Below are 25914 nucleotides of genomic sequence, written 5' to 3'. Positions count from 1 at the left end.
TCTCTTTTATTGTGTTAATGCAGATTTAACCGCGTTACCCAATTCATCTGGGTTAAATTTCGCAATGAAGGTATTGGCACCTACACGCTCAACCATAGCCTGGTTGAATACACCACTTAATGAAGAATGGAGGATAACATAAAGGTCTTTCAAATCGGCATGTCTGCGAATTTCAGCCGTTAAGGTATAGCCGTCCATTTCTGGCATTTCAATATCGGAAATAACCAACGAAATTTGATCGTAGATATTGCCTTCTTGAGCCATTTCAATCAACTTATTGTACGCTTCTTTGCCATCTTTGACAGATACGACCTCGAAACCGATTGATGTAATCGCACGCTCTACCTGTTTACGCGCGACAGTCGAGTCATCAGCAATCAATATACGGCGTACAATAGGCTTTTCTTGTTCTGCTTGCGCGATTTCTTCACCGATAGCGGAATCCATCGTTTCATCAACCGGCGCAATCTCCGCCAGGATTTTTTCAACGTCAAGGATTTCAACCAGCTCGTTGTCGATGTTCGTCACTGCGGTCAAGTAGTGCGCTTTACCCGCACCGTCTGGCGGTGGCAAAATCGCTTCCCAATGCATATTGATAATACGCTCAACCGATGATACCAAAAATGCTTGGATCGTACGGTTAAATTCTGCGATAACAACAAAACATTTATCCAGATCAGTGGTTGGGCGGCCACCAATTGCCAGGCTCAAATCAATAACGGACACGGTATGGCCGCGGATATGAGCGATACCTTTTACCAGCGGGTGTAGATTTGGCATTGAAGTCAGCTTAGGGCACTGCAGTACTTCTTTCACTTTGAATACGTTAATGCCGTAGCGCTGTCGGCCCATCAGTCGAAAGGTCAATAATTCCAATCGGTTCTGACCGACGAGTTGCGTACGCTGATTCACCGAGTCAAGAATCCCCGTCATATGCTCATCTCCATCTCAAACTTTTTGTTTTTAAATGATACTCTACCACTGGCAAGCACGATACCAGGGAGACAGTATGGCGTATTTCACTTTCACTTCGACACCATTGACTATGACAATATGTAGAGCGCTAATTACAAAGTACGCTAAGTCTATCGGCATTTTGCTCAGTATGTTTAGCTTTTTTGTTCATTCAGCTTCAGATAATCAGATCGAGCAAATAAAAACGGCAGCAGAACAACATATTCTTGCTACAGTTGATCAGCCTGATGGTGGCGAGCTATCTGTTAATGCGGCAGATATCGACTCGAGAATAAAAGCAACGGATTGCCCAGTGCCCCTGGATACGTCAGCTTCTTCCACCAGCAGTACTCGAAGCAACATCAATGTTCTAGTGGAATGCTCACCGGATGACTGGAAAGTCTATGTGCCTGTACGGATCTCTGTATCGGTGCCAATGATCGTCGCAACACGAACACTAGGGAGAGGAGAAATCGTCAGCGCGTCGGATGTCACCACTTCCATGATCGAGCTACAGCGCTTTCGCAAAGATGGCTTTTCTAACTACGATCAAGTGGTTGGCGCAAAGCTAAAACGCAACGTTCGCCTAGGTGATGTTGTTGAACGTAATGATGTCTGTGTCGTTTGCCGGAATGAAAAGGTCACAATTAAAGCGGTGAATTCTGGCATGACAATCACCACTCAAGGCACAGCATTGCAAGATGGTGCGGCTGGCGATCAAGTAAGAGTGAAAAATGATAAGTCACAGCGTATAATAGAAGGCATAGTGACTGGCATTGCGGAAATCACTGTTAATTTTTAATACCCACTGGTAGCGTGTTTAAACTGATCAATAAAAATGCAAAAAATGACTAAAGTTATTTTTGCACTGGTCGATAGCCTGGATACCAGTATTACGATACAAGGCAAAGGTTAAACATGGCAGGTATAGATAATATACGTTCAGGGCAAATGATGACGACGACAAGTCGTGCACCTGCGCGTAACGATTCCAATGCTACCAGCACGACTGAATCGAAAAAAGCACCCGTACAACAAGACGCTGTATCACTCAGCCAGCAAAGCAAAGCCGTTAGCAAACTCCAAAAAGATATGGCAGCTTCTCCGGCCTATGACAGTGCCAAAGTGGCGGCAATCAAAGAAGCAATCACAAACGGTTCATACAAAGTCGATCCTGAAAAATTGGCCGACAACATGATTAAGTTTGAAAACGAATTGCAAGGCAAAAGCTAACTGACTTAGGCCGAAGGTAAGTATTTTATGGCAGCATTAGTCGATCTCGTCAATTTCCAACTAGAAAATGCTAAGGCACTTTCTGCTGTTTTGCGTCAAGAAACACAAGCGATAACTGCGCGTGTCTCTACCGAGATTGAGAGTATTGCCAAACAGAAGATGACACTCATTGATCAGCTTAGAACGACTGATCAGCGAATCGCCTCTCACCCGCACGTCAATCAACTTACTGAAGATGAGCACCTAAGTCAGGTTGTTGCTCAAATCCAATCGATCGTCCTCGACTGTCAACAAGTCAACAAAGTAAATGGTGAATCGCTTAGTCGCGCACAGCTGAGTTTCAATAAACTCAATAACATGCTTCAGCGAACTCATGGCAAAGTGGGCATGACCTACAATGCCGGTGGCAAAACCCATACTATTTCGACACTTGGCACCAATATAAAAGCCTAAACGTCACTCCTGCCCCACCATCTCTAGAATGTAGATATAAAAAAGCGACTCATTGTTGCCAATCAGCCGCTGGAAAGATTATCTGGTCTTCTGAAGTAATGCGCTCAGTGCATTAGAACAAGGTTTGTTGACGCTTCTCAGGCACCTGTTGAACTTCTCCGTAATCACGCAACTTATCCATCTTACGAATATCCAGACGCAGCTCTGTCACGTAACTGTCTTCAACAAGATAACTACGCACAACTTCTGCACCGCGAATCACACCATCAACCGCGCCTGTAGTGCTCTCAATACCTAAACGCTGGTCTTGCAGCTCTGCACGTCCACTAACACGCATACCATATACTTGTTCTGCCAGTTCACGGTATGCATCAATTTTTGATGCGCGCATCGCTCGTACACGCTTCTCTTCAACAGTACGACCTGTTTGCTCACTGACACTCGCATAACCCACTGCCACTAAGATTTCATCTTGACGCATCTGTTGTAGTGGCTGACACCCCACCAATACCAGTGTGGTAATAATAAATAATAACTTCTTCATGCTTCTATCCTATGGACGCAGAATTACAGTGTACGGCTGACGAATGGTTGGGTCTGAGCGAATCAACACGCCATCTTGCGTACGGATACTGTTTAACGTATCTAAGTCACGACCAATACGGTCAGCCGGAAGGAAACCCTGCGCGGTTGCTACAACCACACGGCTCTGCATACCGACCACACGTGCATTGACCAGCACCCCGCCCTCTTGGCGCAGCATCGTGCCGGTCAGTACATACTGAATTTGTTGCTCTTGCGCCAGATCTTGCCAATCACGGCTTAAAGCAAAATCGCCCTGCTGCGTCACTTGGATAGAGCCCGTAGTTTTGAAATCAACCACTTTGAACCCTCGGCGCTGGAACTGATGGATAAAACCTTCCGAGACCGAGTTACCTAACCAGTTTGTTGCATCCATATTTTGTAGATCAACAAACGAGGTAATCGCAATCGGTGTCCGCGCAGATACCGCCACATTAGAAACCATCAGGTCTTCGGTCATGCTTTCAATGAAAAAGTCCATCGTATGACGTGGACTATCCATCAGCATGAACTGGCTTCCCGAGTACGGTTCTTTACCATTGTAAATCGGTGAGTACGCGCACGATGTCAGAAGCGTCATCATCGATGCGGCGACAAGCCACTTTTTCATGGTTTGATTCTCCAGATAATCTTAGGTGATACCGTTCTTGATTAATTCCTTTCTAAGAAAGTGAATATTGGAACAGTCTTTGCTTTTCTTTGTTTGCCTAACGAAGAAAAATCCACCAAACTTCACTGAAATTGTTAAAGCAATATTTATACCCGAACGGTTGTAATCAATGAAAAAAATATTAAACAGTCTGTTTTCAATCACTTTAGTGATGCTTGTGCCTTTTAAAGTAATGGCATCTTGGTATGAAGTAACAGGCGTTGCCACTATCGTTTCTTCAGAAGAGACGGCAAGGCTCCATGCGTTGGAAGACGCGCTGTTCAAAGCCGTCAATTTTTCGGGCGCAGATATTGGCAGTATTAGCAATTTGATGCCGCTACTAGAAGAAAGCCGTAACGAGTACCAGTTTACCAACCATGAAGTCCGTTACATTTTGGTCGAGTCTGAGCGTAAACGTCGAGGTAAAGTCGAGGTAAAAATTCGCGTCGATATTTATCCATCGGCAACGGGTTGCCACACCGATCAATACAAAAAGACGATCCTTGTCGGCAATATTGAGGTTGCCTCACCACAACAAGCGGTGATGGGACAGATTTACCAAGTGGGTGACGATTTTAGCCGCGTGGTGAATCGCCAGCTGGATCAAACCTCTCGCAGCTTTGTATCTGTGGGTACAACGGACTATTCAATTAGCAGTAACTATCCCGCTCGTACTCAAATGATTGCACAAGACAACGGCGCACAATACATCATTGGGGGAGTCATTACCGATCTCACTGCAACGGTCGAATCTCAACTACTGCAAGATGACATCATCAATCGTCAGTTTGCGTTAGAGATGAAAGTATTTGATGGTAAAACTGGCCATGAAGTCTTCAACAAAGCCTACCGTGAAGTGGCGCGTTGGCCATTTGCCAAAACGAGCCAAGTGGATACTCGCAGTGCGCGCTTTTGGGCGTCGACCTATGGCGAGATGATGCTACGCGTTAGTCGCAATATAATGCTGGATCTAGAGTCAGAGCTGTCTTGCAAAATTACGCTGCCAGAGGTCGTTGCTGTCTTCGGCAATACAGTAACGATGGATCTCGGCCGTATGCATGGCGTAAAAGAGGGAGACAAATTGCAGCTTTGGCACACCGCATCATTTATCGACCAAAACGGATTACCAAGAAATAAAGTATCGCAAAGTGAAATTACATTGACGGTATCTCGTATATACGAACACGAAGCCGAGCTGACGATTGATCAGCCAAATTTAGCATCTAGTGTTCAAATTGGCGACGTAATGAACAAGATCCTATAAAAGCAAACATTAAGTCTTGAGATATGCTCACTTTTGAATATCATAGGCAGCGCATCTTATTTGATTATACCAATGACCGTAGTAAGTCGTTCAAAGTGATGCTGATAAAGACCTAAACAAAGTTGCTAGGTTTGCATTCAGTAAAACGGTTCAATGAACTGCAACTATTGGTATTACGCCCCCATGGCACAGCTGGATAGCGCAGTCCCCTCCTAAGGGACAGGTCGTAGGTTCGAATCCTACTGGGGGCGCCATATCATAGCCTTAGCTCCCACTTGAGCTAAGGCTTTTTTGTATCCACTATTTCGAGCTTCACAGAGCGTTTCCAAGTAACGTGTGAAACAATTTCCTCAGTAATCAATATGATCGCCTCGCTCCTTTACTCGACGAGATAAAACCTTTTACTGTTCCGACCTCTTCCCCTTGAAATCATTTCAACAAGCCCTATTTACAGTTTTGTATTTTATTACTTTAATTATCTATGAGTTTTGCTTACCCTTTTAGCTATTAATAAAATTATTAGTTAGCACTATGTCTAAGAGCAATTTAATAACTAACACTGGACACCGCTTTATTTCTAAAGGCAAGACTGCCTTTAAGATTCATATCCATACCCCCGAGGACACGGTATTGCACCGCTCGGTTGGGTTTGTTCGTATTGGAGAAAAGAAAGGCTTACAAAAAGCCATTAAGCTGAGAAACGAATTAGGCCGGCAAATGTGGGGCAAATTTTGGCGACGTCTTTTGAAGGATCCTTACCTCATGACCAGACTCCCACACAGCGTTGAGCCAAAAATTGTTCACAAGCCTAACCCCACTCTTGAAAACCCAGATAACCGAGATACGTGTTACATCGCTAAGTGGCGAGAGTTCAATGATGACGGTGACTACAAATACAAAACGGTGGTTCGCTCTATTAGTAAATACGGCAAGCTTGCCGCCTACATGCAAACCAAAAAAGCGTTGTTAGAAGCACATAAAGACAACTTGGAAATCCTAACATTCATGGGGCGCTTAAACAGCATTGACCTCAAGTGATGTTTACCGTTTTTAGCTTTTCAGTCCGTTTCAAATAGAAATGAAAAAGCCCCAAAGAGCGAACTCTTTGGGGCTTTCAGCTTCAGTCTTCTATACTACGGTCGGATAGGAGCTTATTGCTGAACTTGGTATTCAAATTCTGGAACAACGATTTCTACGCGACGGTTTTGCTGACGACCTTCACGAGTGTCGTTTGAAGCGATTGGGTTGTTTTCACCTTCGCCACGAGCTTGAATACGTGATGAATCAATGCCTTTTTCAACAAGTGCGTTAGCTACAGATTCAGCGCGTTTCTCAGAAACTTTTAGGTTGTAAGCTGCTGGGCCAGAAGTATCTGTGTAACCTACAACTTCAACGTTCGCTTGTGGGTGCTCGTTTAGGAAAGCAACTAGGTTATCAAGTTTTGCAGCGCTCTCTGGTTTTAGAGTTGTGCTGTTTAGATCGAAGCTACCAGTGCCGATTGTTTGAGTTTCGAATGTTTTCGTTACAACTACTGGCTCTTCTACGACTTCTTCTACAACTACTTCTTCAACAACAACTGGCTCTTCTACGATTACTGGCTCATCGTTGCCGCCGAATTTGAAAGAAACACCCAGTGTTGCTGTGTTACCTGTCGCACGAGTTACATCGTTGCTGATATCAGTCAGAGTTTGGTATTCCGCACGAGCAGTTACGTTTTGGCTTAGGTTGAACTCAAGGCCAGCTGCGCCTAGGTAAGAGTAATCATCTTTGCCATCAAACATTACGTAAGCGCCACCCACTTTACCGTAAAGTGCGATGTCTTCAGTGATTGGTAGGCTGAATTTAGGTGCAAGAGTGATTGCTTCTACATGGCCACCGAAAGAAGTTTGGTTAAAATCACCGATGTTGTCGAAACCTGCTTCTACTGCGAAGTATTTATTCATTTCGTAACCAACAAAAGCGCCAAGAGTAGAGTCGTCTTTGTCACAAGCCTGGCCCGCTACACACGCGTCTTCCATCCATGACTTACCCATCTTACCACCAACGTATACTTCTGCTTGTGCTGCTGAAGCCATAAGTAGAGACGCTGAAATTACCGCTGCTAATTTTTTCATTATTGATTCCTCTAAAGAAGTTCTTTTGTTAGATGCCGAAATGCGCCGTCTGACTGACGTTGTATTTCAATTCTTTTTATTCATTCCTTGAGTGAGATACTTAGTCAGCTTCTTTTTATGCACATGCATTTTTTTTATGAAAGCTACTTACGTACATTTCCTGTTCAGTGATACATATCGCCATCTCGGTATCACTGACGGGGTGAACTATAACGCTAAGAAATCGCGAGAAAAATCCCAATTCTGTCAATTTATTGTCATCAAAAATCTCAACAACATGTGATCTTAAGCAAAAAAATCCCCACACAATCATGACGCAAACGTTTGCTTTATTTTCTGGAACACTACAACTTAAGCAAAGTTTTTTCTTAAAAATGAGACAAAAAAAAGGGAACTTTAAGGATCATGGATAAAAATCAGACATATATTTGATATATAACCGCTCACTTTTTATTCACGACAAAGATATTTGGATTAAAAAATCTTATCCATACCTAGGTGAATTACGGTCCTAAATACTACATCCTTCACCGACATATGAGAAGGTTTCTCATTATCTAAGGTTCAGATACAAAAAAGCCGCGGGTGTTTACCGCGGCTTTGTGACTATTTATTCAAAAGAACGTTTAGTTCAAAGCAATTATGCGTTTGCTTCACGCTCAGCAATGAACTCAAGCGCCATCTTAATACGAGCAACACAACGCTCTTTGCCAACCAGTTCCATTACTGCATCTACAGAAGGAGACTGACCGCCGCCTGTTACAGCAACACGTAATGGCATACCGATTTTGCCCATGCCGATTTCTAGCTCTTCACAGACTGCTGCGATAACGCCATCTTTGATGTTTGCTGTTGTCCACTCGGTCAGTGCTTCAGCTTTCGCTAGAGCAAGCTCCAGAGGCTCTTTAGCCACACCGCGTAAGTGTTTCTTCGCTGCGCCCGCTTCAAACTCAGAGAAATCTTCGTAGAAGTAACGGATTTGCTCAGCTAGCTCAACCAGCGTGTTGCAACGCTCACCCACTAGCTTGATCACGTCAGTGATAGCAGGACCATTCGTTACGTCTAGTTTTTGTTGATCTAGGTGCCATTGTAGGTGCTCTGCAACGTACGCAGGATCTGAATTTTTGATGTAATGGTTGTTCAACCATTGCAGTTTGTCCGTGTTGAAGGCAGACGCTGACTTAGATACTGCGTTTAGGCTGAATAGGTTGATCATCTCTTCTTGAGAGAAGATTTCTTGGTCGCCATGAGACCAACCTAGACGCACTAGGTAGTTGTTTAGTGCTGCAGGCAAGTAACCCATATCGCGGTATTGCATGACCGATACAGCGCCGTGACGTTTCGACAGTTTCGCACCGTCATCACCTAAGATCATTGCACAGTGCGCAAACGTTGGTACTGGTGCACCTAGTGCTTCGTAGATGTTGATTTGACGAGGCGTATTGTTGATGTGGTCTTCACCACGAACAACGTGAGTGATACCCATGTCCCAGTCATCCACTACTACACAGAAGTTGTAAGTAGGTGAACCGTCAGTACGACGAATGATTAGGTCATCCATTTGATCGTTGCGGATTTCGATACGGCCACGGATTTGATCATCAAATACTACGCTGCCTTCTTTCGGGTTACGGAAACGGATAACACATGGATCGCCATCTTTTGCCGCTTCGTTTGCTGCTTTGATTTTTGGATGGTTAGCATCATAGCGAGGCATTTCTTTATTTGCTTCTTGCTCTGCACGGATTTCATCTAGCAGCTCTTTAGACGCGTAACATTTGTAAGCTTTGTCTTCAGCAAGAAGCTTATCAACCATTTCGTTGTAACGATCAAAACGTTGAGTTTGGTAGTAAGGACCTTCATCCCACTCCAAGCCTAGCCATTCCATGCCTTCAAGAATTGCATCAACCGCTTCCTGAGAGTTACGCTCAAGGTCTGTATCTTCGATACGTAGAACGAATTCACCACCTTGGTTTTTAGCGTATAGCCAAGAGTAAAGTGCAGTACGCGCACCACCAACGTGTAGATAGCCAGTTGGGCTAGGAGCAAAACGAGTTTTAACCGTCATTTGAGTTCCTTAGGGGTAATGAGCAACGAGAGATCTCTCGTTGTAATGTCAAGGATAAAAGTGGCGACATTTTACCACCGTAAGTCAATTCTACAATCGGTTTGACACCAGAAATACAAACAGGGCAGCACCAATAAAGGTACTGCCCTCCTATTTACTGTTAAAGTGCAGAACGAAATTACTTCAGGTTACGCATCGCCCATTGCATAAATTCTTGCTGCTCTTCACGGCTTAACTCATTAAACGATGCTTTGATTGTTTTGGTTTCCGCCGGAGAAGACGCAATGCTTGCCTTGGTCGATTCTTTGTTCATTGCATTGTTATAGTCAGCCACTTCTCGCTCGTAATCACGAAAACCTTGCAAGCCACCTTTACGAAGTTGAACCATAGAGAATGCCACTTCTTTTCCGTGTTTGTCTTTCAATACCACTTTTGGATCGAGTTCAAAAGCTTTCGCTTCTTCGATGGTACGGAACGCTTTGTAAGTCAGCGATAGCTCGGCGTCTTTTTCTGCTTCAAACTCTAATACCAGTGGCTGCGAATCGAACTTACGGCGCTTGCCATCTTCAAAGACAATTTGTCCAACCGTCACCGCCAACTGATTTTCCCCGTCCTTCAGCTCGATGCTGTTATTTTTGGAAATCCACTCAGGGTACACGAACTCACCGTTGAGAACGCGAGGAACCAGTTCAGCTTGCAGAGTCAGTTGAGCAGCAAAAGCAGGCGCAGAAAGCATTGCGCAAAGTCCGAGAAGTGTCGTTGTTTTTTTCATCGTGGTTTCTCACTTTATACCAATTTAGATAAGCCTCTAAAACTTACAGGCCAGTCATTCCAAAGGCTTATTTGAATCAGTATCAAGACAAAAAGGGCGTTTCCGCCCTTTTAGCTGCTTCTTTATTAGAAGTAGTATTCAACACCCACAGAGAACTCATCGTAGTCCGCAGATTTCCAACGCCCTTCTGTTGGTTTATCCAGTTGAGACGCACCGTCGCCAAAGTCTAGAGTACGAGCACGTACGTAAAGCACTGCCGATGGGTCTACGAAGTACATAACTTGTGCAGATAGTACATCGTCTGCTGTATCGTTAATTGTCTTACCATCACGCTCTAGATCAAAGTTCGCTGCGTAAGCCAGTTTGTATTGCCAATCACCTGTGGTGTACATGATAGCGGCAGACATTGCGTCTTGCTTCTCACTCACGCCGTTGCTTGCGTCAGCTTCCATGTATTTGTATTGCGCGAAGAAAGAAATACCGTTATCAAACCAACCTTGAGCACCCACCAAGTATGTGTTGTTTTCCCACGTTTGGCCTTCCATCTTAATGTTACGGTTACCCTCGTATGCGGCATCTAACTGAATTGGACCAATTTTGTAGTGCGCTGCGACACCACCCCAGTAGTCATCACCTTCACCCAGACCCGCTTTGTCACCTGCACCTGCCGCGATATCTAGAGAGAATTTGTCCGCATACATTGGGGAGTCCCAACGAATGGTGTTTGATTGACGGTCTTGATACTTAGCACCACCGATTGCACCACCCCAGTCGTAAACGTCACCGAGACCTGGGTTAGATGCAGGCCAGTCAACTAATTCGTACATCGGTGTTAATACACGACCTAAACGAACTTGACCCCAAGATGCACTTTCAAAACCGACGAATGTGTCACGTTCACCAAGACCTGCACCCTCGCCGCCAAAGCTAGGGTCAACGTAACCACCTTCGATTTGCCAAATAAAAGTAGGACCGAAGTTAGCAAATTGTTTTTTACCACGGAAACCGATGCGAGATTCGTTGTTTAGCTGCATGCCACCTAGATCATCGTCCGTTGCTTTGTTGCCAGAATCGTAATCGCGGTACGCGGCCTGCATCGCGATGATCCCGTAAACTTCATAAGAGAATGAATCTTTGGTTAGGAACTCTTTTGCTGCGTCACTGTTTGCACCATCAGCAAATGCAGCACCACTGAACATCATGCCTGTGATTGCCGTAGCAAGTAGGCTTTTCTTTAGGTAAGACATTTTTAACCCCTATATTTTTTAGTTTTTTCCATTTTCAAATTCGCTAACTAGGACATGGCAGGAACTTGAAACAATGTTTGGACGGGGCAAATATGACAAACTTTTTTCGCACTAAAAAACTTTCCCTACAGCAATCTGAGCGACTTCAAAATGAGAAGATCAAAAATAATATAATCAATTAAAAATCAAAAACTTAAATTTAAATATAAAAAATCAAAAACGTTAAAAGCACTTTTTGACACTGAACTGACATTGAGAGCATCTCAAAAGCGTGAGCGACTTCATTCATCTTTTAGGTGTTTTAACGGAACTTTATATTCAGAGAGAAAAAACCTTGAGATCACTCGCAAGTAAAATGGCAGTGAACTTGTGTGATTCAAGCGATTTTGACGAAATTGTTGAGAGCAAAAAATGGGTATTGACCTTACCCTTGCAGGAAGGTTTAAGCTCAATGTATCACTATTATTGAGGTGCAGATTATGTATCAGTTTGTTATACCTTTATCAGGGCTCAACTGCATGGGCTGTGCGAGAAAAGTTGAGAAGGCTTTACATGCGAATCACGATGTAGAGATCCTCACATTGTCCCCAACGCAAGTCGAGGTCAAAACCGAGTCCTCTCTCAAAGAGCTTGTCTCATCAATTGAATCTCTTGGTTACCACGCAGGAAATCAGTACGAGTTAAACCTTTCAGGCTTAAGCTGTGGCGGCTGCGTGAAAAAACTCTCGTCTTTATTAGACTCTCATCAAGACGTTATTTCTTTCGAGGCCTCAACAACGCACTTAGAGATTCGTACCCTACTCTCCGAGCAACAAGTCATTGAGCTAGTTGCCAGCTTGGGCTATACGGCCAACAATAGCGCTGTTACTGATAACTCAGTTGCTGAAGAGCACAAGGCAATCACTCCCGATCAACACCAAAGCCAGACACATCAAAGCGAAAAAGGCGACCAAGCAAGGCCTGACGAGCAACCAGCAGGCACGGCTCAACTACAGATGTTGATTCAAGGTATGACCTGTGCAAGCTGTGTCGCATCAGTAGAAAAAGCCCTGACTAATGTACAAGGGGTTGAAAAAGCTCAGGTAAACCTCGCAGAACAAAGCGCACTGGTGTTTGTGACTGAAGACTCAGATTCGTTACATCAATCTATTTTGCAATCTGTCAAACAAGCGGGTTACCAAGGCGAGGTTTTACAAGACGCCGCGACACAGCAAGAAAAGCAAGCGCAGCAACAACGTCAACAGCAAAAACGCTTTAAGTTGGATGCAATTGCCGGCCTTGTTGTGGGTGCCCCTTTGATGATTTGGGGTGTTGCTGGTGGCAACATGATGATTCGCAACACCAATGACCAATTGGTTTGGGGCGCGATCGGTATTGTGTGTTTGCTGCTGCTTGCCACTGCCGGAAAACTGTTCTTTAGTAACGCTTGGTTAGCGGCCACTCACAAGCGCGCCACGATGGATACCTTAGTTGCGCTCGGTACTGGCGCAGCGTGGTTCTATTCTATGCTTGTGGTAATTTTCCCAGATTGGTTCCCAATGGCATCTCGTCATGTTTACTTCGAAGCCAGCGCGATGATCATTGGTTTGATTTCACTTGGCCACTATATAGAAGCCAAAGCGAAAGCAAACACAACGCGCTCGCTTCAGGCTTTGGTGAACTTACAGCCTCAACAAGCGACCGTCATCACTGAGCAAGGTGATAAACAAATCGCGGTAGAAGAAATCACTTTAGGAATGAAGTTACGTATCAAGCCGGGAGAGAAAGTGCCCGTCGACGGTACGGTAATCAATGGTGAATCGTATATCGATGAGTCCATGCTAACTGGTGAGCCCGTTCCTGTATTAAAAGCACAAGAGGCACATGTATCCGCAGGGACATTGAATACCGACGGCTCTCTCACTATAGAGGCTACCGGAATCGGCGCAAATACGATGCTCGCACGTATTATTCGTATGGTGCGCAGCGCTCAGAGCAGCAAGCCCGCCATCGCTAAATTGGCAGACCAGATTTCATCGGTGTTTGTCCCTGTCGTTGTAGGCATAGCAATACTGGCCGCGCTTGTTTGGTTTGCCGTTGGCCCAGAGCCAAAAGCGAGCTATATGCTGGTGGTCACCACAACCGTACTTATCATCGCCTGCCCTTGTGCTCTAGGCTTAGCAACCCCACTTTCTGTTACGGTGGGAGTGGGTAAAGCCGCAGAACTCGGCATTTTGATCAAAGATGCTGATGCCCTGCAGCTAGCGAGTAAAATAGATACGGTTGTGTTCGATAAAACAGGCACGCTTACCCAAGGTAAACCAAGTGTGCAGCAAGTGTTTACTCACACCACCAGCCAAGAAGAGCTGTTGGGGTTAGCGTACGCCGCCGAGCGTCAGTCAGAGCACCCACTAGCAAAAGCGGTATGCGACTTTGCTAATCAGCACGACACACAAGAAGTGACTCTCGATAAATTTGAAAACGTTCGCGGACGCGGCATTTTGGCAACGTATCAAGGTAAACCGCTGCTTATTGGCTCGCTTCAATTTATGCAAGCGGAAAACGTTGCAACAGAGGCTCTTCAGGATGCAATTGACGAATGCGCTCAGAACGCATGGACTCCGGTTGCCGTTGCGCTCGATGGTGAGTTAGTCGGCCTGATCTCCATTGCTGACCCAATCAAATCGGATGCAAAACAAGCGCTCTCTGCATTAAAATCGCAAGGCATCAAAACGGTAATGCTGACGGGTGACAACCAACACGTAGCCAACGCTATCGGTCAAGAACTTGGTATTGATGAAGTAATCGCTCAAGTAATGCCAGATGAGAAAGCTCAGCACATTGAGCAACTTCAATCCCAAGGCCATGTTGTGGCAATGGTTGGGGATGGCATTAACGACGCCCCTGCTCTCGCGTTAGCCAACCTTGGTATTGCAATGGGTAGCGGCAGTGATGTCGCCATTGAAAGTTCGCAAATGACCATCCTGAACACGTCACCAATGGCGGTGGTACATGCGATTGAACTGTCGCGCGCTACACTTAAAAACATGAAGCAAAACCTATTTGGTGCCTTCGTTTATAACTCACTGGGGATCCCTGTTGCCGCAGGCGTACTTTATCCTGCATTTGGATTTTTGCTCAGCCCAGTTGTCGCAGGTGCGGCAATGGCGCTGTCATCTATTACTGTCGTTAGTAATGCAAATCGACTACGACTTTTTTCAGTAAAATAACCACTTATATTTGAGGCTATTATGAAGTTGAAATTATTGACCTTTGCAATGCTTGCGACCGCATCCGCCAACGTATTGGCAGCTGATGTCATTAACCACAAATCGCCATACTGCGGCTGCTGTGGTGAATGGACAAAACACATGGAAGAGAACGGATTTACGGTCGAAGAGAAATTGCACGATGACATGAACGCCATAAAACGCGATCTAGGCATCAAGAACGAACAGCTTTACTCTTGCCACACAGCAGAAATCAACGGTTATGTGTTCGAAGGTCACATTCCAGCCGAAGACATTAAAGCATTCTTAGAAAATCCACCACGTAACGCAAAAGGGCTCTCGGTACCAGGCATGCCAATGGGTTCCCCTGGTATGGAGTATGGCGATAAAAAAGACAGCTACACTGTTTACGCGTTTAACGAAAAAGGCCAAGTGTTCGAATATAGCCACCACGAAGGCAACGACAAATAACAAGAAAGCCCAGCAAATCAATTGCTGGGCTTTTTCTTAATAGACAAATATAAGATTAGAAGCCGTAAGAGGCACCAAATACAAACGCATTGTTAACTAGGCTATCACCACTTGCGTTTTCTGCACCGTGTGCTTGGCTACGGAACTCAAAGTAAGGCTGAACACCTTTACGTGTCCACGTTGCGCGAAGCTCGTGGTCCATCGTTTCCGCTTCAATCATGTAGACGTTGTTGTAGCTTAGCGTCACATCTTCATTCATCACGTAACCAATACGGTTATCCATACGGTAATCTGTATCCGCATCTGCGTCTGTCGCATCAATATGCGCACGAGTACGGTTACTTAGCGAGATACCGTTATCGAAGTTGTAACCGATCTTAACCAATGGACGGTACTGTACGTTCTCGCCAGCAGAGAACAAGTGTTGGTAACCCGCTGCAACCCATAAATGATCGGTAATGTTAAATGACTGCTCACCACCCACAGTGATTACTGGTGTTGTGTTACCCGCGCCACCGTTTTCTGTTTCCAGTTTACCCAACTGAATACCATCAAATTCGGTGTAAACCGTAAAGCCGCCGAATTGGTTATCAAAAGTATGACCAGCTTCCAGTGTAGACGTAACGTCCGAACCATGGATTCGACCATCATCGTGGAATTGAACGTTACCTGTTACGTAAGAAGAACCAGCAAAAGCGCTAGAAGCGAAAGCGAGAGAAAGAGCACTCAGTGCAAAAATGTTTTTCATAATTACTGCCTTTATTTATTCACGTTATGCGACGGTTTTAAAGGGCTTCTCTTCCCTTTTATCGCAAACTTTGGAATGTGCCTCTTTGGCGATCGCAATATTGTTCCAATTAATTCGCGATGGAAAATAAAACATTTTAAAAAGTGATCTTGTTCAAACCGACGCTCAACAACCCTGATAAAAGTATGGTAAATACAGGCACTTACCGTATTTTTCTATAATGATTCAAAAAATAGAAGTGTGATCATAAACAGGTAATTTATTGACATTTAGCAAATTAAGTCGATCCAGTTCACAATAACCCTGACCATTACAAGCTAAAACTTATTTATCAATGAAAAATAATCAGACATTGGTCACACTTAATTTCCCATAAAAATAAAGAAACCCTCAACATGACATTGAGGGTTTGCTTAAATTTAGCTGAGAAGATTAAGGTTATTTCACGCTAGTTACGCGGCTTGCTCTTTCCCCTGTCGCCGATACAGAGCGGATAAACACTTCTCCTTTCACACTTGGACGAGCATTGTCTGCGTAAGTCAGCCAGTTTTGACCGTCTAACGAGTATTGCAGTTCAACGCCAGGGAACTGAACGTTCATAGCTAGCTTGCCGTTTTCTACTTTCGCACCAGGAATTGGAAGGCGGTAGTCGATACCAGATTTTTCTAGCTTAGCCAGTTCACGTTGGCCAAGTACGTTCGCAAAGCGGTTGTAGTCTTGGTTTAGCGATGCTTTATCAACTAGGTTAGAGTTTTGCGAGTACTCAACACCGACTTTGTAGTCATTCTCCCAATCTGCACGGTGCCATGCACGCTCTGCGGCTGCGAGTACGCGAGGAAATACCATGTACTCGTATTGCTCGTCGTTACGTACTGTCTCAGACCAAAGCTGTGCTGATAGACCGTAGAAAGGTTTCGCTTCGATTTCACCTTTACCAGTAAAGCCGTTGCCATCGCGGTCTATAGAGGTTTCTGCGTTCTGAGGCATGTTCTCTGGTGCAAAGCCAAACATCTTACGCGTATCGGTTGCACGTGTTGCCCAGTAATAACCACGCTCTTTCGGATCAACTTCGTATGGCATGTCCATGTACACATAGTCAGGGTTAGAAACGATCACGTCGTAACCTTTCTTAGACCATTCGTACACTGATGATGTACCACCCCAGTAAAGAACGTCCCAGAAGTTAACACGCGTATTTTCTGTTGCGAATGCTTTCTCACCTTCGCTGTATTTCAAACCATCTTGCCATGCTTGGAAGTTTGGAATGCCTTTCTCAGCAACTAATTTTGATACTTCTTGTGCAAAATGACTCGGTAGGTGAGCAAAATCGCTCACTGTGCCGTCTGCGATTAACGCCTGACACTGTGGAGATTGAGCAAATGGCTTGTCTTGTTTCGACAGATCAATCGTGCCCTTCCAGCTAACTTTGTCTTGCGCGTTAACGTCTTGGAAACCAGCGCCAAGCTTGATGTTCTTCGCTTCATCGCCACCAAAGTGCCATGTCGTTAGCGGTGCCCCAGCTTCAGCGTGCATTGCTGCCACTTCTGAAATTACTTTATCTACGAAGCGAGTGGAAGATTCCATACACGGGTTGATAAAGCTTTGCTTATCGTAGAACTGAACCGTAGTGACATTAGAAGTATCTTGAGGATCCATCAGGCGGTATTCGTTCGCTTCAGCTTCCTTACCTTCTTCCATCAGGCGGTCGTAACGTGCTTCCATTGATACTACCGCTGCACGCGCGTGTGCTGGCATATCGATTTCGGGAATGACTTCAATGTTACGCACTTTCGCGTATTTCAAGATTTCCACGTAGTCTGTTTTACTGAAGTAGCCAGAGCCAAAGTTGTCTGTCGTTGTACCGGAACCAAGCTGAGGCAGTACGCAGCTTTTCTCTTGTGTATCGAAACAACGATTAGCGCCAACCTCTGTCAACTCAGGTAGGCCTGGGATTTCTAAACGCCAGCCTTCATCATCGGTTAGGTGAAGGTGAAGTTTGTTCATCTTGTACGCTGCCATTTGGTCTAGCGTTGCAAGAATGGCGTCTTTAGAGTGGAAGTTACGAGCCACATCCACCATCACACCACGGTAATCAAAGCGCGGTGCATCTTGGATAGACAGTTGTGGTAGAGAATCAGCATTTTGGCTATCTACCAGGCCAAAGATAGATTGTACTGCGTAGAAAGCACCTGCTTGGTCAAACGCTTTAATCGCAATACCATCGCCTTTGATGCTCATCTCGTAAGCACCAGATTTTGCCAATTCACCGGTGAAGTCTGCAGGAACAACAGTGATGCTTACAGGAAGATCACCACGAACATCCACACCTACCACTTCTGCACGATCTTGAATTGCTGCGAATTGAGTCGCATCGAATGCGTCTTTAGGCAGCGCAATACCTGCCGCGATATCTACTGTACCTTTGCCTGCTTCAACAGACATTGGCGTTGGTAGTAACGTGGTTGATACATCTTGTTTTACTAGGTCTTCGTTCTTCTCGAAGCGAGACACAGCGTTTGCAAATACGTTGTTGTCATCTGGCGTACGTTTTAGGTTGTTACCCTCAAGGCCAGTCACGAAAGACGCAACGTCTTCTGTGTTAAGAGAAGCGATCATCTTAGGTTCTGCGTTTGGTGCAGCCACGAAAGCGCCCGGCATAAAGTCGGTTTCAAATAACTGCCAATATTCGCCAATTAGTGGAAGTACCACTTCTTCGCCCGCAGCGAAGCCATCAAACTTATCTGTTGGTTCTAGCTTATGTAGGTCACCCGTTACACGAGAAATTTTGAACTGATCATTATCTACATCCAAAATCAGACGAATGCTGTGGAAGTAGATAGCCCAATCTTTAGAGTTAACCGCTTCACCTTGGTTAACTAGCGTCATGCTCACCTTGTTACAAGAAGCCCACTCAGCTCCTAAATCCTGACAAGCAAGACCTTCGTTTGCACCGTGGTTAGTCAACACTTGGTATTGAATATCAAGGCTATTAGCCAGTGAATTTACAACTTGTTGCTCAGAGCTTTGCAGAGCAGAGCAACCTGCTAATGTGGTGATAACAGAAACAGCAATCAGACTAGGTTTAAACATCTTACTTCCCCAAAAAAGTCAGTGGTTCAAAACGACAATGATAAAAATCGCGGCTCCTCAAATGCGAGGGGCCTAACAGTTGCATTCAACATACAACCAGTTATTTCTAAGCGTAAAATAAATAGAAATAGGAAGTGATCTAGTTCAAAAAATGATACTCAGCAAAAACCATAAAAACTTAACTTTCATGAAGTTACAAGCTACGTCAAAATCGAACAACTTGTTTTGACGAGTTTGCTGCGATCTAGGTCACTCATATTCATGAGTTACGACTGATTTTGTAAGATTTGGATCACGCCTAATTATTTTGTGAACCATTAGTAAGCGAATGACCTATTTATCTTTCGTGAAGTGACTCTCATTTATTCGTCGTCAAAACTCGTCAATATTTTTAGAAATGACGATTTTGTCGAATATCCCCACTAGAGAAATTGCACTTAACCTCAAGCATTTTTGCGTATAAAGTTTAAAGGTATCTTACCTGAGGACCATTCTATGTTTCGTCTCTTGACACTCATATCATCCCTACTTGTTGCCTTTGCTCCCTTTTCCTCTTATGCAGAACCGCAACATTGGTTAGCAAAAAAAGGGGAAACCGAGCTGATGATCATTGGCTCTGTGCATGTGGGCGATAAAACGATGTACCCACTCCCTAAAACTATTACTCAGCACTTAAGCCAAAGCGCTGGATTGATTATCGAAGCTGATGTCAGAAACTCTGAAGGCTTGGTTTACCCACAAACAACCATCCTTTCTAAAGATGTTTTAGATAAGGCTCAACGTCGCCACTTAGTCGAGATAGCACAAGATTTAGGGTTGCCTGAAACTCAACTTTTAAATTCTCCACCATGGACGGCTGCATTAACCATCCAACTCGCTTTAGTCAACAAACTGGGGTATGTCTCTGATAAAGGGGTCGACATGCACTTAATAGGACTCGCTGATAAAAAACAAATCCCGGTCATTCCACTGGAGTCCGTGCAATTCCAAATCGATTTAATAGCAGGTCAATCAGAAGGCGGTAAAGAGATGCTCCTCTCGTCAATTGAAGAATATGACGGTGGGGAAGAATTGGTTCAGTGTTTGATAGAAAGTTGGAAGAGCGGTGATGGTAGCATGTTGGTTGAGGCATCATTAACCGATCAAGCAACAGAAGATTTTAATCAGGCTTTCTTATATGAGCGCAATCGAGATTGGGCAAAAAAGCTTGATACTGGCAGTGTCCTACCTCAACGTTCGGGTCGCTATACCGTTGTTGTCGGCAGTTTGCATTTAGTTGGTAAAGATAATCTGATTGAGCTGCTTAAAAAAAGGGGCTTTGACATAAAACCACTCGGTAAAACCCGCCAAGCTAGGTGCCATATTTAGAAACTTATCTGAAGACAGCCGGCCTCATCAATGATGAATAGCCAGGCATAACGCTAACACGATCACTGACAATGGTTTACTCTCTCTGCTAAAACGACTCTAACCTATGCGGATACATAATAACTCATATGAAATTTAAAGCTTTATTCCTATGCGTGAGCAGCATGATGCTCACTTCATCGCTTGCTTATGCTAAACCGTCATGTAACGTAGAAAATTTTCAAGCTATTGATATAACCCCGGAAGCAAAAGGCGGGCTATTAGATAAAGAGAGTGGCCAGTTTCTTATTACCGAAAAACCAATGATGCGTTGTGCGAACATCACTTTTTCCACTAACCATACCCGAAATCGCGTCGCACATATGATGAATCAAGGCTTTGAAGCTGTTTACTTTGATGGAAGCTCGAGCAAATCTCACTCTGTCACGTTTGATGAAGACGAACTAAAAGCAGGTTACATCAAAGTTGGTCCAAACCATCCAAAGACCGCTTATGTTTGCTTCACAACGTCTGAAACTCCTATCAGCACCATCTCGTGTGACATCAAGTAATAAATTTACTCGCTCTAAAAAATGAAAAGGCCCTACATCTCTGTAGAGCCTTCCTCCCAATACGTGTCGGTGAAGTGCCATATTCTAACGTCAGGTGAACCCATTTGGCTCGATACTATTGAAGTCTAAAATTACTAGCGCTAAAAACGACGAAAGCCTGCTCATTGAGCAGGCTTTCTAAAAGTGGTCGGTGAAGTAGGGGTTCGATTGGACTGGCATTCCAGACCCCGACCCTCTGGCTCCAAATAAATATCACCAAATACGAAAAAGGCTCTACATTTCTGTAGAGCCTTTTTCTCAATATGGTCGGTGAAGAGGGATTCGAACCCCCGACCCTCTGGTCCCAAACCAGATGCGCTACCAAACTGCGCTATTCACCGAGATGTTTAACTGAGGACTTGTCCCCGTCAACGAATGCGTATATTACGGATTCTGAACTGTGACGCAAGTGCTTTTTACAAAAAAACCTTAGGTCTTAATTCGTTTGATGAATAACTAAACACTAGCACGTAAAATGTGACTGATAACTCACAACAAAATACAGTTTATTAACCTTAGCAACATAATTGATCCAGATCAGTGTGCAACAAGGCACTGCCATTTAGTTTTATGCCTGTCGGGAACATCTTGGAGGAAACGTATGGACTTTTGGCTTGATCTCCTATTTGGTAATGCAGTGGGTCTATCGTCAATGATAGTAATCTTTGGGGCAATTGGTCTGATGTTATTTTACGGCGGTTTCTTCATATACAAGATCATGAACGACAAATCTCCTCACTAGATCTCGCTTAGCTCTAGAAACGCTTTGCACCGGAGTCGGTTACTTGCCTACTCCGGTTTTTTATTTGATCTCAATGCACCACTCATTGATATAATCCTATTATTCCTCCCTGTTCTTAATGAGATTACTACTATGTCTCACGATGACGATTTTGATCTGTTCCAACAGATGATGGGCGATGTAAAGCCGATCACTCAAGACACCGCCGAACACAAAAAAGTACACCAAGTAACCGAAGCGCAGCTCGCCAAGAGAGAAGCGGCAATCTGGCTAACAGAAGATGACCCAAAATACCTGTCACTTGATCACGCAGAAATGCTGAAACCAGAGGACTTTGTTGAGTTTAAACGTGATGGCGTACAAGACGGGGTTTATCGCAAGCTTCGTCTTGGCAAATATCCAATCCAAGCACGCCTAGATCTGCATCGTAAAACATTGAAAGAAGCTCGTGATGAAGTCGTAAAGTTTTTAAAACAGTGCCTATCAATGGACATACGAACGGTCGTTATTGTCCACGGCCGAGGAGAACGCTCAAATCCACCAGCACTAATGAAAAGCTTTGTTAGCAGCTGGCTACAACAAATCAGAGAAGTTCAGTGCGTGCATAGTGCGCAACGCTTTCACGGTGGGACCGGAGCCGTTTACGTTCTACTTAGAAAAAGTGCGGAAAAGAAATTAGAAACTCGCGAACGTCACCAAAAACGGTTGGGCTAAATTTCACCCTAATGCTAGAATGCCCGCCCTTATTCTTCCTTCCCTTTCACGGGAAGGAAACTTCATTCGCCGTTGTGAAACGTTAGGAGACAAAAATGTCACAAGACAACGCTAAACGATTAAATAAATTCATCAGTGAAACAGGTTTTTGTTCACGCCGTGAGGCAGACAGACTGATTGAACAAGGTCGTGTCACCATTAATGGAAACAAGCCTGAAATGGGAACAAAACTGCTACCTGGTGATGATGTTTGTGTGGATGGTAAGCCAGTTGCAGCAAAAGAGAAGCCGATTTATATCGCTCTCAATAAACCAACAGGCATCACCTGTACAACAGAACGAGATGTACCCGGGAACATCGTTGATTTTATCGGTCACAAAAAACGTATCTTTCCGATCGGCCGCTTGGATAAACCCTCTGATGGTCTGATTTTTTTGACCAACGATGGTGATATCGTCAACAAAATCCTCCGTGCTGGCAACAGCCACGAAAAAGAGTACGTTGTACGCGTGGACAAACCGATTACAGGTGAGTTTCTCAAACAGATGTCGAGCGGCGTTAAGATTCTCGATACTGTCACTCTACCTTGTAAGGTAACGAAAGAGACTAAGTTCTCTTTCCGTATTGTGCTCACTCAAGGACTTAACCGCCAAATCCGTCGTATGTGTGAAGCACTAGGTTACGAAGTCTTTAAGCTTCGTCGTGTTCGAATCATGAATATCTCTCTTGACGGTATTCCGAACGGAAAATGGCGTTACTTAACTGACGATGAAGTCGCTGAGATTCTTGCTATGTGCGATGGTTCGGTGGGTACAGAAGAGGCATCTCGTGTTGACTCAAAAGGCCGCAATATTCGTAAAGCGACCGACGCGAAGTTATATGACAGCCGTGAAGAAAACCAAGACTCGGTATCTCGACGAAATCAAAAGCCACGTACCTACCGCGGAAATAACGCAGACGATTTTCGTCATGCTCCAAATTCGAAAAAAGGTCAACAAAAGCGCCGTCAGCGTGAAGACGAAGGCGGACGTCCAGCAAAAGAACATTACAAAACGAAACCACAAGGTGAACGCAGCAGACCGCAAAGCGAGCATGGTAAATCACACCGTAAACCAGATGCATCGAGCAATACGCACTCAGCAAACAAGCCTCAATCACCGAGTAAGCCTAAGCAGCATTACATGAACCCAAATGTCGCGAAGCCAAGCAAACCAGCTAAACGCACCGGTGGTACATTGAGTCTAAAGAAGTAACGCTTCACTGACAGGCAAGATCAAAAAAGGACGCTCATGAGCGTCCTTTTTATTTGTCATGAGTTTACAAACAAAGAGGTGCAAACTGACCACGAGTTAATCCAAGCAAATCTCTCGGGGCGAGTTCAATCTCTAATCCTCTCTTCCCTGCGCTTACACAGATTGTGTCTTGCTCTGCTGCGCTTTCGTGCAAAAAAGTAGGTAAGACTTTCTTCTGCCCCAGTGGGCTAATCCCACCAACAACATAACCTGTGGTCTTTTGCGCGATTTCCGGATCAGCCATATCGGCCTTTTTGCCCTTCGCTGCTTTCGCTGCCAGTTTTAGGTTCAGCTTTTGATCAACAGGGATAATCGCAACCGCAAGGTTCTTTGGCTCGCCGTTCAAGCAGAACAGCAAGGTTTTAAATACTGTTTTCGGATCCTGCCCCAGTACTTCAGCAGCCTCCAAGCCATAACTATCGGCTCTAGGGTCGTGCTCATACTGATGAATCGTGTGTGGAATTTTTTTCTTTTTCGCAAGATTAATGGCCGGAGTCATCAAGATTCTCCTCATAAAAACAAAAAGCGCAGATTGAATTGGATCTGCGCTTTTAGTTAATGATATCAGCGAGTTTGAGTCAATCGCTTTTTCTCAGTTGGGTTACTGATCAATCGCCGTATCAACTAAATACGTGATTTCACCTGAAGGGGCATACTCATTAACATCAATAGGGCTGTGTGTTTCTAAATAATCCTTCAAAACCTCAGCATCGGTAAAACCTGTATTTACATACCCAGGATGATCGTCGATTTTAGGGTAACCATCACCACCAGCAGCATTATAGCTTGGTACGGTAAAGCGGTAATTACCATCTAAGCGAAGTTGCTTATTACCAATGAACACATTGGTTACCTCACCATTATTGATACTCATCGCAATACCCGCAAACTGCGCGTAAGCTCCAGAATCGACAGGCTTAGTTGCAACGACATTTAGGTAATCCAATACTTCTTTGCCCGTCATATCAACGTAAGAGACCATATTGCCAAATGGCTGCACAGTCAGCACATCTTTGTAGGTAATGTCACCTGCTGCAATCGAATCGCGAACGCCGCCAGAATTCATTACGGCAAAATCTGCTTTTGCCCGTTCCATATGAGCCGTTGCAATTAATCGACCTAAGTTTGTTTGCTGGTAACGAACCACACTGCGGTCACCCTCAAGCTTACCGTTAGATTCTGCAATCTTCACGTTTAGCTTGCCTTGACCTTTTTCTTGATAAGGACGAAGAAACTCAAGCATCGCTTCGTCTTGTTCAATCTCTTCTTGGATCAAAACTCGTTGCGACTGACCATCAACTTTAATTTTCTTTTTCAAGTTTACTGGGATCAGATCGTAGCTCACCATCGAGAGTTCACCGTTACGAAACTCGTAATCGGCGCGTCCCACATATTTCCCCCACTCATGTGCCTGAACAATATAAGCACCATTTTGTTGATCAGGCTGACATTCATCACCCGGTTTAAAACTCTTTTTGATGACGTTTGGACCTTCCATGCAAACCGGCTCTTGTGAGTGACCACCAACAATCATATCCAGATCACCTTCATTCAAATAACGAGCTAACGCTACATCACCAGGTGCATTGATGCCTCTATTGCCATTCTCATAGTGTCCCATATGTGTGACAGCAAAAATAAGGTCTGGGTACTCCGTGTCTTTCAGCTCAGCAATTAGATTCTTGGCTTCTTCTTTTGGATCACGGAAGTCAATTTGTTCAATGAATTCAGGATTGCCAAGTTTCGCTGTATCTTCGGTTGTAAGACCAATTACTGCAATCTTAATACCCTGTTTGTTAAACATCGCGTACGGTTGGAATAGGCGCTTGCCAGTATTTTTATCGTAAATATTAGCAGACAACATCGGAAAACTTGCCCATTCTTGCTGCTTGAAAAGCACATCCAATGGATTATCAAACTCGTGATTACCTAGCGCCATCGCATCGTAACCAATTTTGCTCATGCCTTTAAAATCTGGCTCCGCATCTTGTAAATCAGACTCAGGCACTCCAGTGTTGATATCACCACCAGAAAGCAGTAACACACTGCCCCCCTCTGCTTGTATTTCTTCACGCAAATCATCTATTAACGTTTTACGTGCCGCCATACCGTACTCGCCGTATCGATTTTGCCAAAAACGACCGTGATGATCGTTAGTGTGTAGCACGGTCAATTTATAGGTTGTATCGGCATTCCATTCTGGTGCAGGTTGCGTAGCACACCCAGCTAACGAGGCCAAAATAGCGGCACTCAACGCAGTTTTAATAATCAGACGCTGCTTCATTTATTTACCTTTTTCTTATTGGGAGTCACTGATGCACATTCCCAGCGGCCTAGAGCCTTTACAGCAAGAA

23 protein-coding genes and 2 tRNA genes are annotated in these 25914 nt (G+C 44.5%); 13 read left to right on the top strand and 12 right to left on the bottom strand.

The genetic code is table 11. The features are described from left to right. Nucleotides 1-6 precede the first annotated feature (6 nt). Nucleotides 7-933, bottom strand: coding sequence for a chemotaxis protein CheV (locus L3V32_RS01200; protein ID WP_005382022.1), 927 nt, complete (start codon nucleotides 931-933; stop codon nucleotides 7-9). A gap of 76 nt (nucleotides 934-1009) precedes the next feature. Between L3V32_RS01200 and flgA the strand changes: the two genes are divergently transcribed. The 3 genes from flgA (at nucleotide 1010) to L3V32_RS01185 (ending at nucleotide 2640) form a co-directional block, all read left to right on the top strand. Beyond that, on the top strand, nucleotides 1010-1756 hold the full coding sequence (flgA, locus tag L3V32_RS01195; protein ID WP_237283678.1) for a flagellar basal body P-ring formation chaperone FlgA: 747 nt from the start codon (nucleotides 1010-1012) through the stop codon (nucleotides 1754-1756). Between the two features lie 116 nt (nucleotides 1757-1872). Continuing rightward, nucleotides 1873-2187: a flagellar biosynthesis anti-sigma factor FlgM gene (gene flgM, locus L3V32_RS01190; RefSeq protein WP_237283677.1), complete on the top strand. Its 315-nt coding sequence runs from the start codon at nucleotides 1873-1875 to the stop codon at nucleotides 2185-2187. 27 nt (nucleotides 2188-2214) lie between these two features. Then, complete coding sequence (locus L3V32_RS01185) at nucleotides 2215-2640, top strand: flagella synthesis protein FlgN (RefSeq protein WP_046874280.1); 426 nt, start codon at nucleotides 2215-2217, stop codon at nucleotides 2638-2640. Nucleotides 2641-2752: 112 nt separating this feature from the next. On the opposite strand, the gene flgP is transcribed toward L3V32_RS01185, so the two are convergent. Next, nucleotides 2753-3184, bottom strand: a complete 432-nt coding sequence (gene flgP, locus L3V32_RS01180) for a flagellar assembly lipoprotein FlgP (RefSeq protein WP_053807681.1) — start codon at nucleotides 3182-3184, stop codon at nucleotides 2753-2755. A gap of 9 nt (nucleotides 3185-3193) precedes the next feature. Next, on the bottom strand, nucleotides 3194-3832 hold the full coding sequence (locus L3V32_RS01175) for a FlgO family outer membrane protein (RefSeq protein ID WP_005382013.1): 639 nt from the start codon (nucleotides 3830-3832) through the stop codon (nucleotides 3194-3196). A 169-nt stretch (nucleotides 3833-4001) separates the two neighbouring features. Between L3V32_RS01175 and L3V32_RS01170 the strand changes: the two genes are divergently transcribed. The 3 genes from L3V32_RS01170 to L3V32_RS01160 all read left to right on the top strand — a co-directional run bounded on the left by L3V32_RS01170 (nucleotide 4002) and on the right by L3V32_RS01160 (nucleotide 6173). After that, nucleotides 4002-5135 (top strand): flagellar assembly protein FlgT, encoded by a 1134-nt coding sequence (locus L3V32_RS01170; protein ID WP_048626114.1) that lies wholly within the window; start codon nucleotides 4002-4004, stop codon nucleotides 5133-5135. A 177-nt stretch (nucleotides 5136-5312) separates the two neighbouring features. Further along, nucleotides 5313-5389: transfer RNA gene (locus tag L3V32_RS01165), tRNA-Arg, on the top strand. Nucleotides 5390-5666: 277 nt separating this feature from the next. After that, nucleotides 5667-6173: a hypothetical protein gene (locus tag L3V32_RS01160; protein ID WP_031780328.1), complete on the top strand. Its 507-nt coding sequence runs from the start codon at nucleotides 5667-5669 to the stop codon at nucleotides 6171-6173. A 113-nt stretch (nucleotides 6174-6286) separates the two neighbouring features. On the opposite strand, the gene L3V32_RS01155 is transcribed toward L3V32_RS01160, so the two are convergent. From L3V32_RS01155 to chiP, 4 genes are all read right to left on the bottom strand, one after another. Further along, on the bottom strand, nucleotides 6287-7249 hold the full coding sequence (locus L3V32_RS01155) for an OmpA family protein (protein WP_006743033.1): 963 nt from the start codon (nucleotides 7247-7249) through the stop codon (nucleotides 6287-6289). A 640-nt stretch (nucleotides 7250-7889) separates the two neighbouring features. Continuing rightward, a complete protein-coding gene (gene gltX / locus L3V32_RS01150) occupies nucleotides 7890-9317 on the bottom strand; it encodes a glutamate--tRNA ligase (protein ID WP_046874282.1) in 1428 nt (475 codons plus the stop codon). A gap of 178 nt (nucleotides 9318-9495) precedes the next feature. Then, complete coding sequence (locus L3V32_RS01145; protein ID WP_012842058.1) at nucleotides 9496-10089, bottom strand: DUF2057 domain-containing protein; 594 nt, start codon at nucleotides 10087-10089, stop codon at nucleotides 9496-9498. A 125-nt stretch (nucleotides 10090-10214) separates the two neighbouring features. Beyond that, the gene (gene chiP, locus L3V32_RS01140; RefSeq protein ID WP_237283676.1) at nucleotides 10215-11336 is read right to left on the bottom strand and encodes a chitoporin; all 1122 of its coding nucleotides are present in this window, start codon (nucleotides 11334-11336) and stop codon (nucleotides 10215-10217) included. Between the two features lie 479 nt (nucleotides 11337-11815). Here chiP and L3V32_RS01135 point away from each other — a divergent pair, with 479 nt between their 5' ends. Both L3V32_RS01135 and L3V32_RS01130 read left to right on the top strand, forming a co-directional pair. Further along, nucleotides 11816-14545: a heavy metal translocating P-type ATPase gene (locus tag L3V32_RS01135; protein WP_237283675.1), complete on the top strand. Its 2730-nt coding sequence runs from the start codon at nucleotides 11816-11818 to the stop codon at nucleotides 14543-14545. A gap of 21 nt (nucleotides 14546-14566) precedes the next feature. Next, the gene (locus L3V32_RS01130; RefSeq protein WP_012842060.1) at nucleotides 14567-15016 is read left to right on the top strand and encodes a DUF411 domain-containing protein; all 450 of its coding nucleotides are present in this window, start codon (nucleotides 14567-14569) and stop codon (nucleotides 15014-15016) included. Between the two features lie 55 nt (nucleotides 15017-15071). Here L3V32_RS01130 and L3V32_RS01125 read toward each other — a convergent pair whose 3' ends face one another. Continuing rightward, nucleotides 15072-15764 carry an oligogalacturonate-specific porin KdgM family protein gene (locus L3V32_RS01125; RefSeq protein WP_237283674.1) on the bottom strand — a complete coding sequence of 231 codons (693 nt, stop codon included), beginning with the start codon at nucleotides 15762-15764 and terminating at the stop codon, nucleotides 15072-15074. A 438-nt stretch (nucleotides 15765-16202) separates the two neighbouring features. Beyond that, nucleotides 16203-18854, bottom strand: coding sequence for a beta-N-acetylhexosaminidase (locus L3V32_RS01120; protein WP_237283673.1), 2652 nt, complete (start codon nucleotides 18852-18854; stop codon nucleotides 16203-16205). Between the two features lie 495 nt (nucleotides 18855-19349). Here L3V32_RS01120 and L3V32_RS01115 point away from each other — a divergent pair, with 495 nt between their 5' ends. Then, nucleotides 19350-20222 carry a TraB/GumN family protein gene (locus tag L3V32_RS01115; protein WP_006743037.1) on the top strand — a complete coding sequence of 291 codons (873 nt, stop codon included), beginning with the start codon at nucleotides 19350-19352 and terminating at the stop codon, nucleotides 20220-20222. A gap of 128 nt (nucleotides 20223-20350) precedes the next feature. Beyond that, nucleotides 20351-20773 (top strand): hypothetical protein, encoded by a 423-nt coding sequence (locus L3V32_RS01110; protein WP_046874287.1) that lies wholly within the window; start codon nucleotides 20351-20353, stop codon nucleotides 20771-20773. Nucleotides 20774-21076: 303 nt separating this feature from the next. Here the strand turns inward: L3V32_RS01110 and L3V32_RS01105 are convergent. Continuing rightward, nucleotides 21077-21153 (bottom strand) — tRNA-Pro (locus L3V32_RS01105). A 260-nt stretch (nucleotides 21154-21413) separates the two neighbouring features. On the opposite strand from L3V32_RS01105, the gene L3V32_RS01100 reads away from it, so the two are divergent. From L3V32_RS01100 to rluF, 3 genes are all read left to right on the top strand, one after another. Next, nucleotides 21414-21554: a DUF3149 domain-containing protein gene (locus L3V32_RS01100; protein WP_005382236.1), complete on the top strand. Its 141-nt coding sequence runs from the start codon at nucleotides 21414-21416 to the stop codon at nucleotides 21552-21554. Between the two features lie 132 nt (nucleotides 21555-21686). Continuing rightward, a complete protein-coding gene (gene smrA, locus L3V32_RS01095; protein WP_237283672.1) occupies nucleotides 21687-22268 on the top strand; it encodes a DNA endonuclease SmrA in 582 nt (193 codons plus the stop codon). 95 nt (nucleotides 22269-22363) lie between these two features. Beyond that, nucleotides 22364-23521 (top strand): 23S rRNA pseudouridine(2604) synthase RluF, encoded by a 1158-nt coding sequence (rluF, locus tag L3V32_RS01090; protein ID WP_237283671.1) that lies wholly within the window; start codon nucleotides 22364-22366, stop codon nucleotides 23519-23521. A 64-nt stretch (nucleotides 23522-23585) separates the two neighbouring features. Here the strand turns inward: rluF and ybaK are convergent, their stop codons facing one another. After that, complete coding sequence (gene ybaK / locus L3V32_RS01085; protein WP_046874289.1) at nucleotides 23586-24059, bottom strand: Cys-tRNA(Pro) deacylase; 474 nt, start codon at nucleotides 24057-24059, stop codon at nucleotides 23586-23588. 102 nt (nucleotides 24060-24161) lie between these two features. Then, nucleotides 24162-25844: a bifunctional UDP-sugar hydrolase/5'-nucleotidase UshA gene (gene ushA / locus L3V32_RS01080; RefSeq protein WP_150916425.1), complete on the bottom strand. Its 1683-nt coding sequence runs from the start codon at nucleotides 25842-25844 to the stop codon at nucleotides 24162-24164. Between the last annotated feature and the right edge of the window lie 70 nt (nucleotides 25845-25914).

The organism is Vibrio sp. J2-4 (genome assembly GCF_021728155.1).
Lineage (GTDB): Bacteria > Pseudomonadota > Gammaproteobacteria > Enterobacterales > Vibrionaceae > Vibrio > Vibrio diabolicus.
Note: the sequence above shows the minus strand (reverse complement) of the source record. Positions and strands in the feature narration are given on the sequence as shown.

What these genes read in the sequence shown, in the direction of transcription:
- L3V32_RS01110 (WP_046874287.1), top strand. Translation starts at nt 20,351, where the DNA reads ATGAAATTTAAAGCTTTATTCCTATGCGTGAGCAGCATGATGCTCACT.
- ybaK (WP_046874289.1), bottom strand. Translation starts at nt 24,059, where the DNA reads ATGACTCCGGCCATTAATCTTGCGAAAAAGAAAAAAATTCCACACACG.
- L3V32_RS01175 (WP_005382013.1), bottom strand. Translation starts at nt 3,832, where the DNA reads ATGAAAAAGTGGCTTGTCGCCGCATCGATGATGACGCTTCTGACATCG.
- L3V32_RS01100 (WP_005382236.1), top strand. Translation starts at nt 21,414, where the DNA reads ATGGACTTTTGGCTTGATCTCCTATTTGGTAATGCAGTGGGTCTATCG.
- smrA (WP_237283672.1), top strand. Translation starts at nt 21,687, where the DNA reads ATGTCTCACGATGACGATTTTGATCTGTTCCAACAGATGATGGGCGAT.
- L3V32_RS01120 (WP_237283673.1), bottom strand. Translation starts at nt 18,854, where the DNA reads ATGTTTAAACCTAGTCTGATTGCTGTTTCTGTTATCACCACATTAGCA.
- L3V32_RS01185 (WP_046874280.1), top strand. Translation starts at nt 2,215, where the DNA reads ATGGCAGCATTAGTCGATCTCGTCAATTTCCAACTAGAAAATGCTAAG.
- flgP (WP_053807681.1), bottom strand. Translation starts at nt 3,184, where the DNA reads ATGAAGAAGTTATTATTTATTATTACCACACTGGTATTGGTGGGGTGT.
- L3V32_RS01200 (WP_005382022.1), bottom strand. Translation starts at nt 933, where the DNA reads ATGACGGGGATTCTTGACTCGGTGAATCAGCGTACGCAACTCGTCGGT.
- L3V32_RS01160 (WP_031780328.1), top strand. Translation starts at nt 5,667, where the DNA reads ATGTCTAAGAGCAATTTAATAACTAACACTGGACACCGCTTTATTTCT.
- L3V32_RS01115 (WP_006743037.1), top strand. Translation starts at nt 19,350, where the DNA reads ATGTTTCGTCTCTTGACACTCATATCATCCCTACTTGTTGCCTTTGCT.
- rluF (WP_237283671.1), top strand. Translation starts at nt 22,364, where the DNA reads ATGTCACAAGACAACGCTAAACGATTAAATAAATTCATCAGTGAAACA.
- L3V32_RS01145 (WP_012842058.1), bottom strand. Translation starts at nt 10,089, where the DNA reads ATGAAAAAAACAACGACACTTCTCGGACTTTGCGCAATGCTTTCTGCG.
- L3V32_RS01130 (WP_012842060.1), top strand. Translation starts at nt 14,567, where the DNA reads ATGAAGTTGAAATTATTGACCTTTGCAATGCTTGCGACCGCATCCGCC.
- L3V32_RS01135 (WP_237283675.1), top strand. Translation starts at nt 11,816, where the DNA reads ATGTATCAGTTTGTTATACCTTTATCAGGGCTCAACTGCATGGGCTGT.
- ushA (WP_150916425.1), bottom strand. Translation starts at nt 25,844, where the DNA reads ATGAAGCAGCGTCTGATTATTAAAACTGCGTTGAGTGCCGCTATTTTG.
- L3V32_RS01155 (WP_006743033.1), bottom strand. Translation starts at nt 7,249, where the DNA reads ATGAAAAAATTAGCAGCGGTAATTTCAGCGTCTCTACTTATGGCTTCA.
- L3V32_RS01125 (WP_237283674.1), bottom strand. Translation starts at nt 15,764, where the DNA reads ATGAAAAACATTTTTGCACTGAGTGCTCTTTCTCTCGCTTTCGCTTCT.
- gltX (WP_046874282.1), bottom strand. Translation starts at nt 9,317, where the DNA reads ATGACGGTTAAAACTCGTTTTGCTCCTAGCCCAACTGGCTATCTACAC.
- flgM (WP_237283677.1), top strand. Translation starts at nt 1,873, where the DNA reads ATGGCAGGTATAGATAATATACGTTCAGGGCAAATGATGACGACGACA.
- L3V32_RS01170 (WP_048626114.1), top strand. Translation starts at nt 4,002, where the DNA reads ATGAAAAAAATATTAAACAGTCTGTTTTCAATCACTTTAGTGATGCTT.
- chiP (WP_237283676.1), bottom strand. Translation starts at nt 11,336, where the DNA reads ATGTCTTACCTAAAGAAAAGCCTACTTGCTACGGCAATCACAGGCATG.
- flgA (WP_237283678.1), top strand. Translation starts at nt 1,010, where the DNA reads ATGGCGTATTTCACTTTCACTTCGACACCATTGACTATGACAATATGT.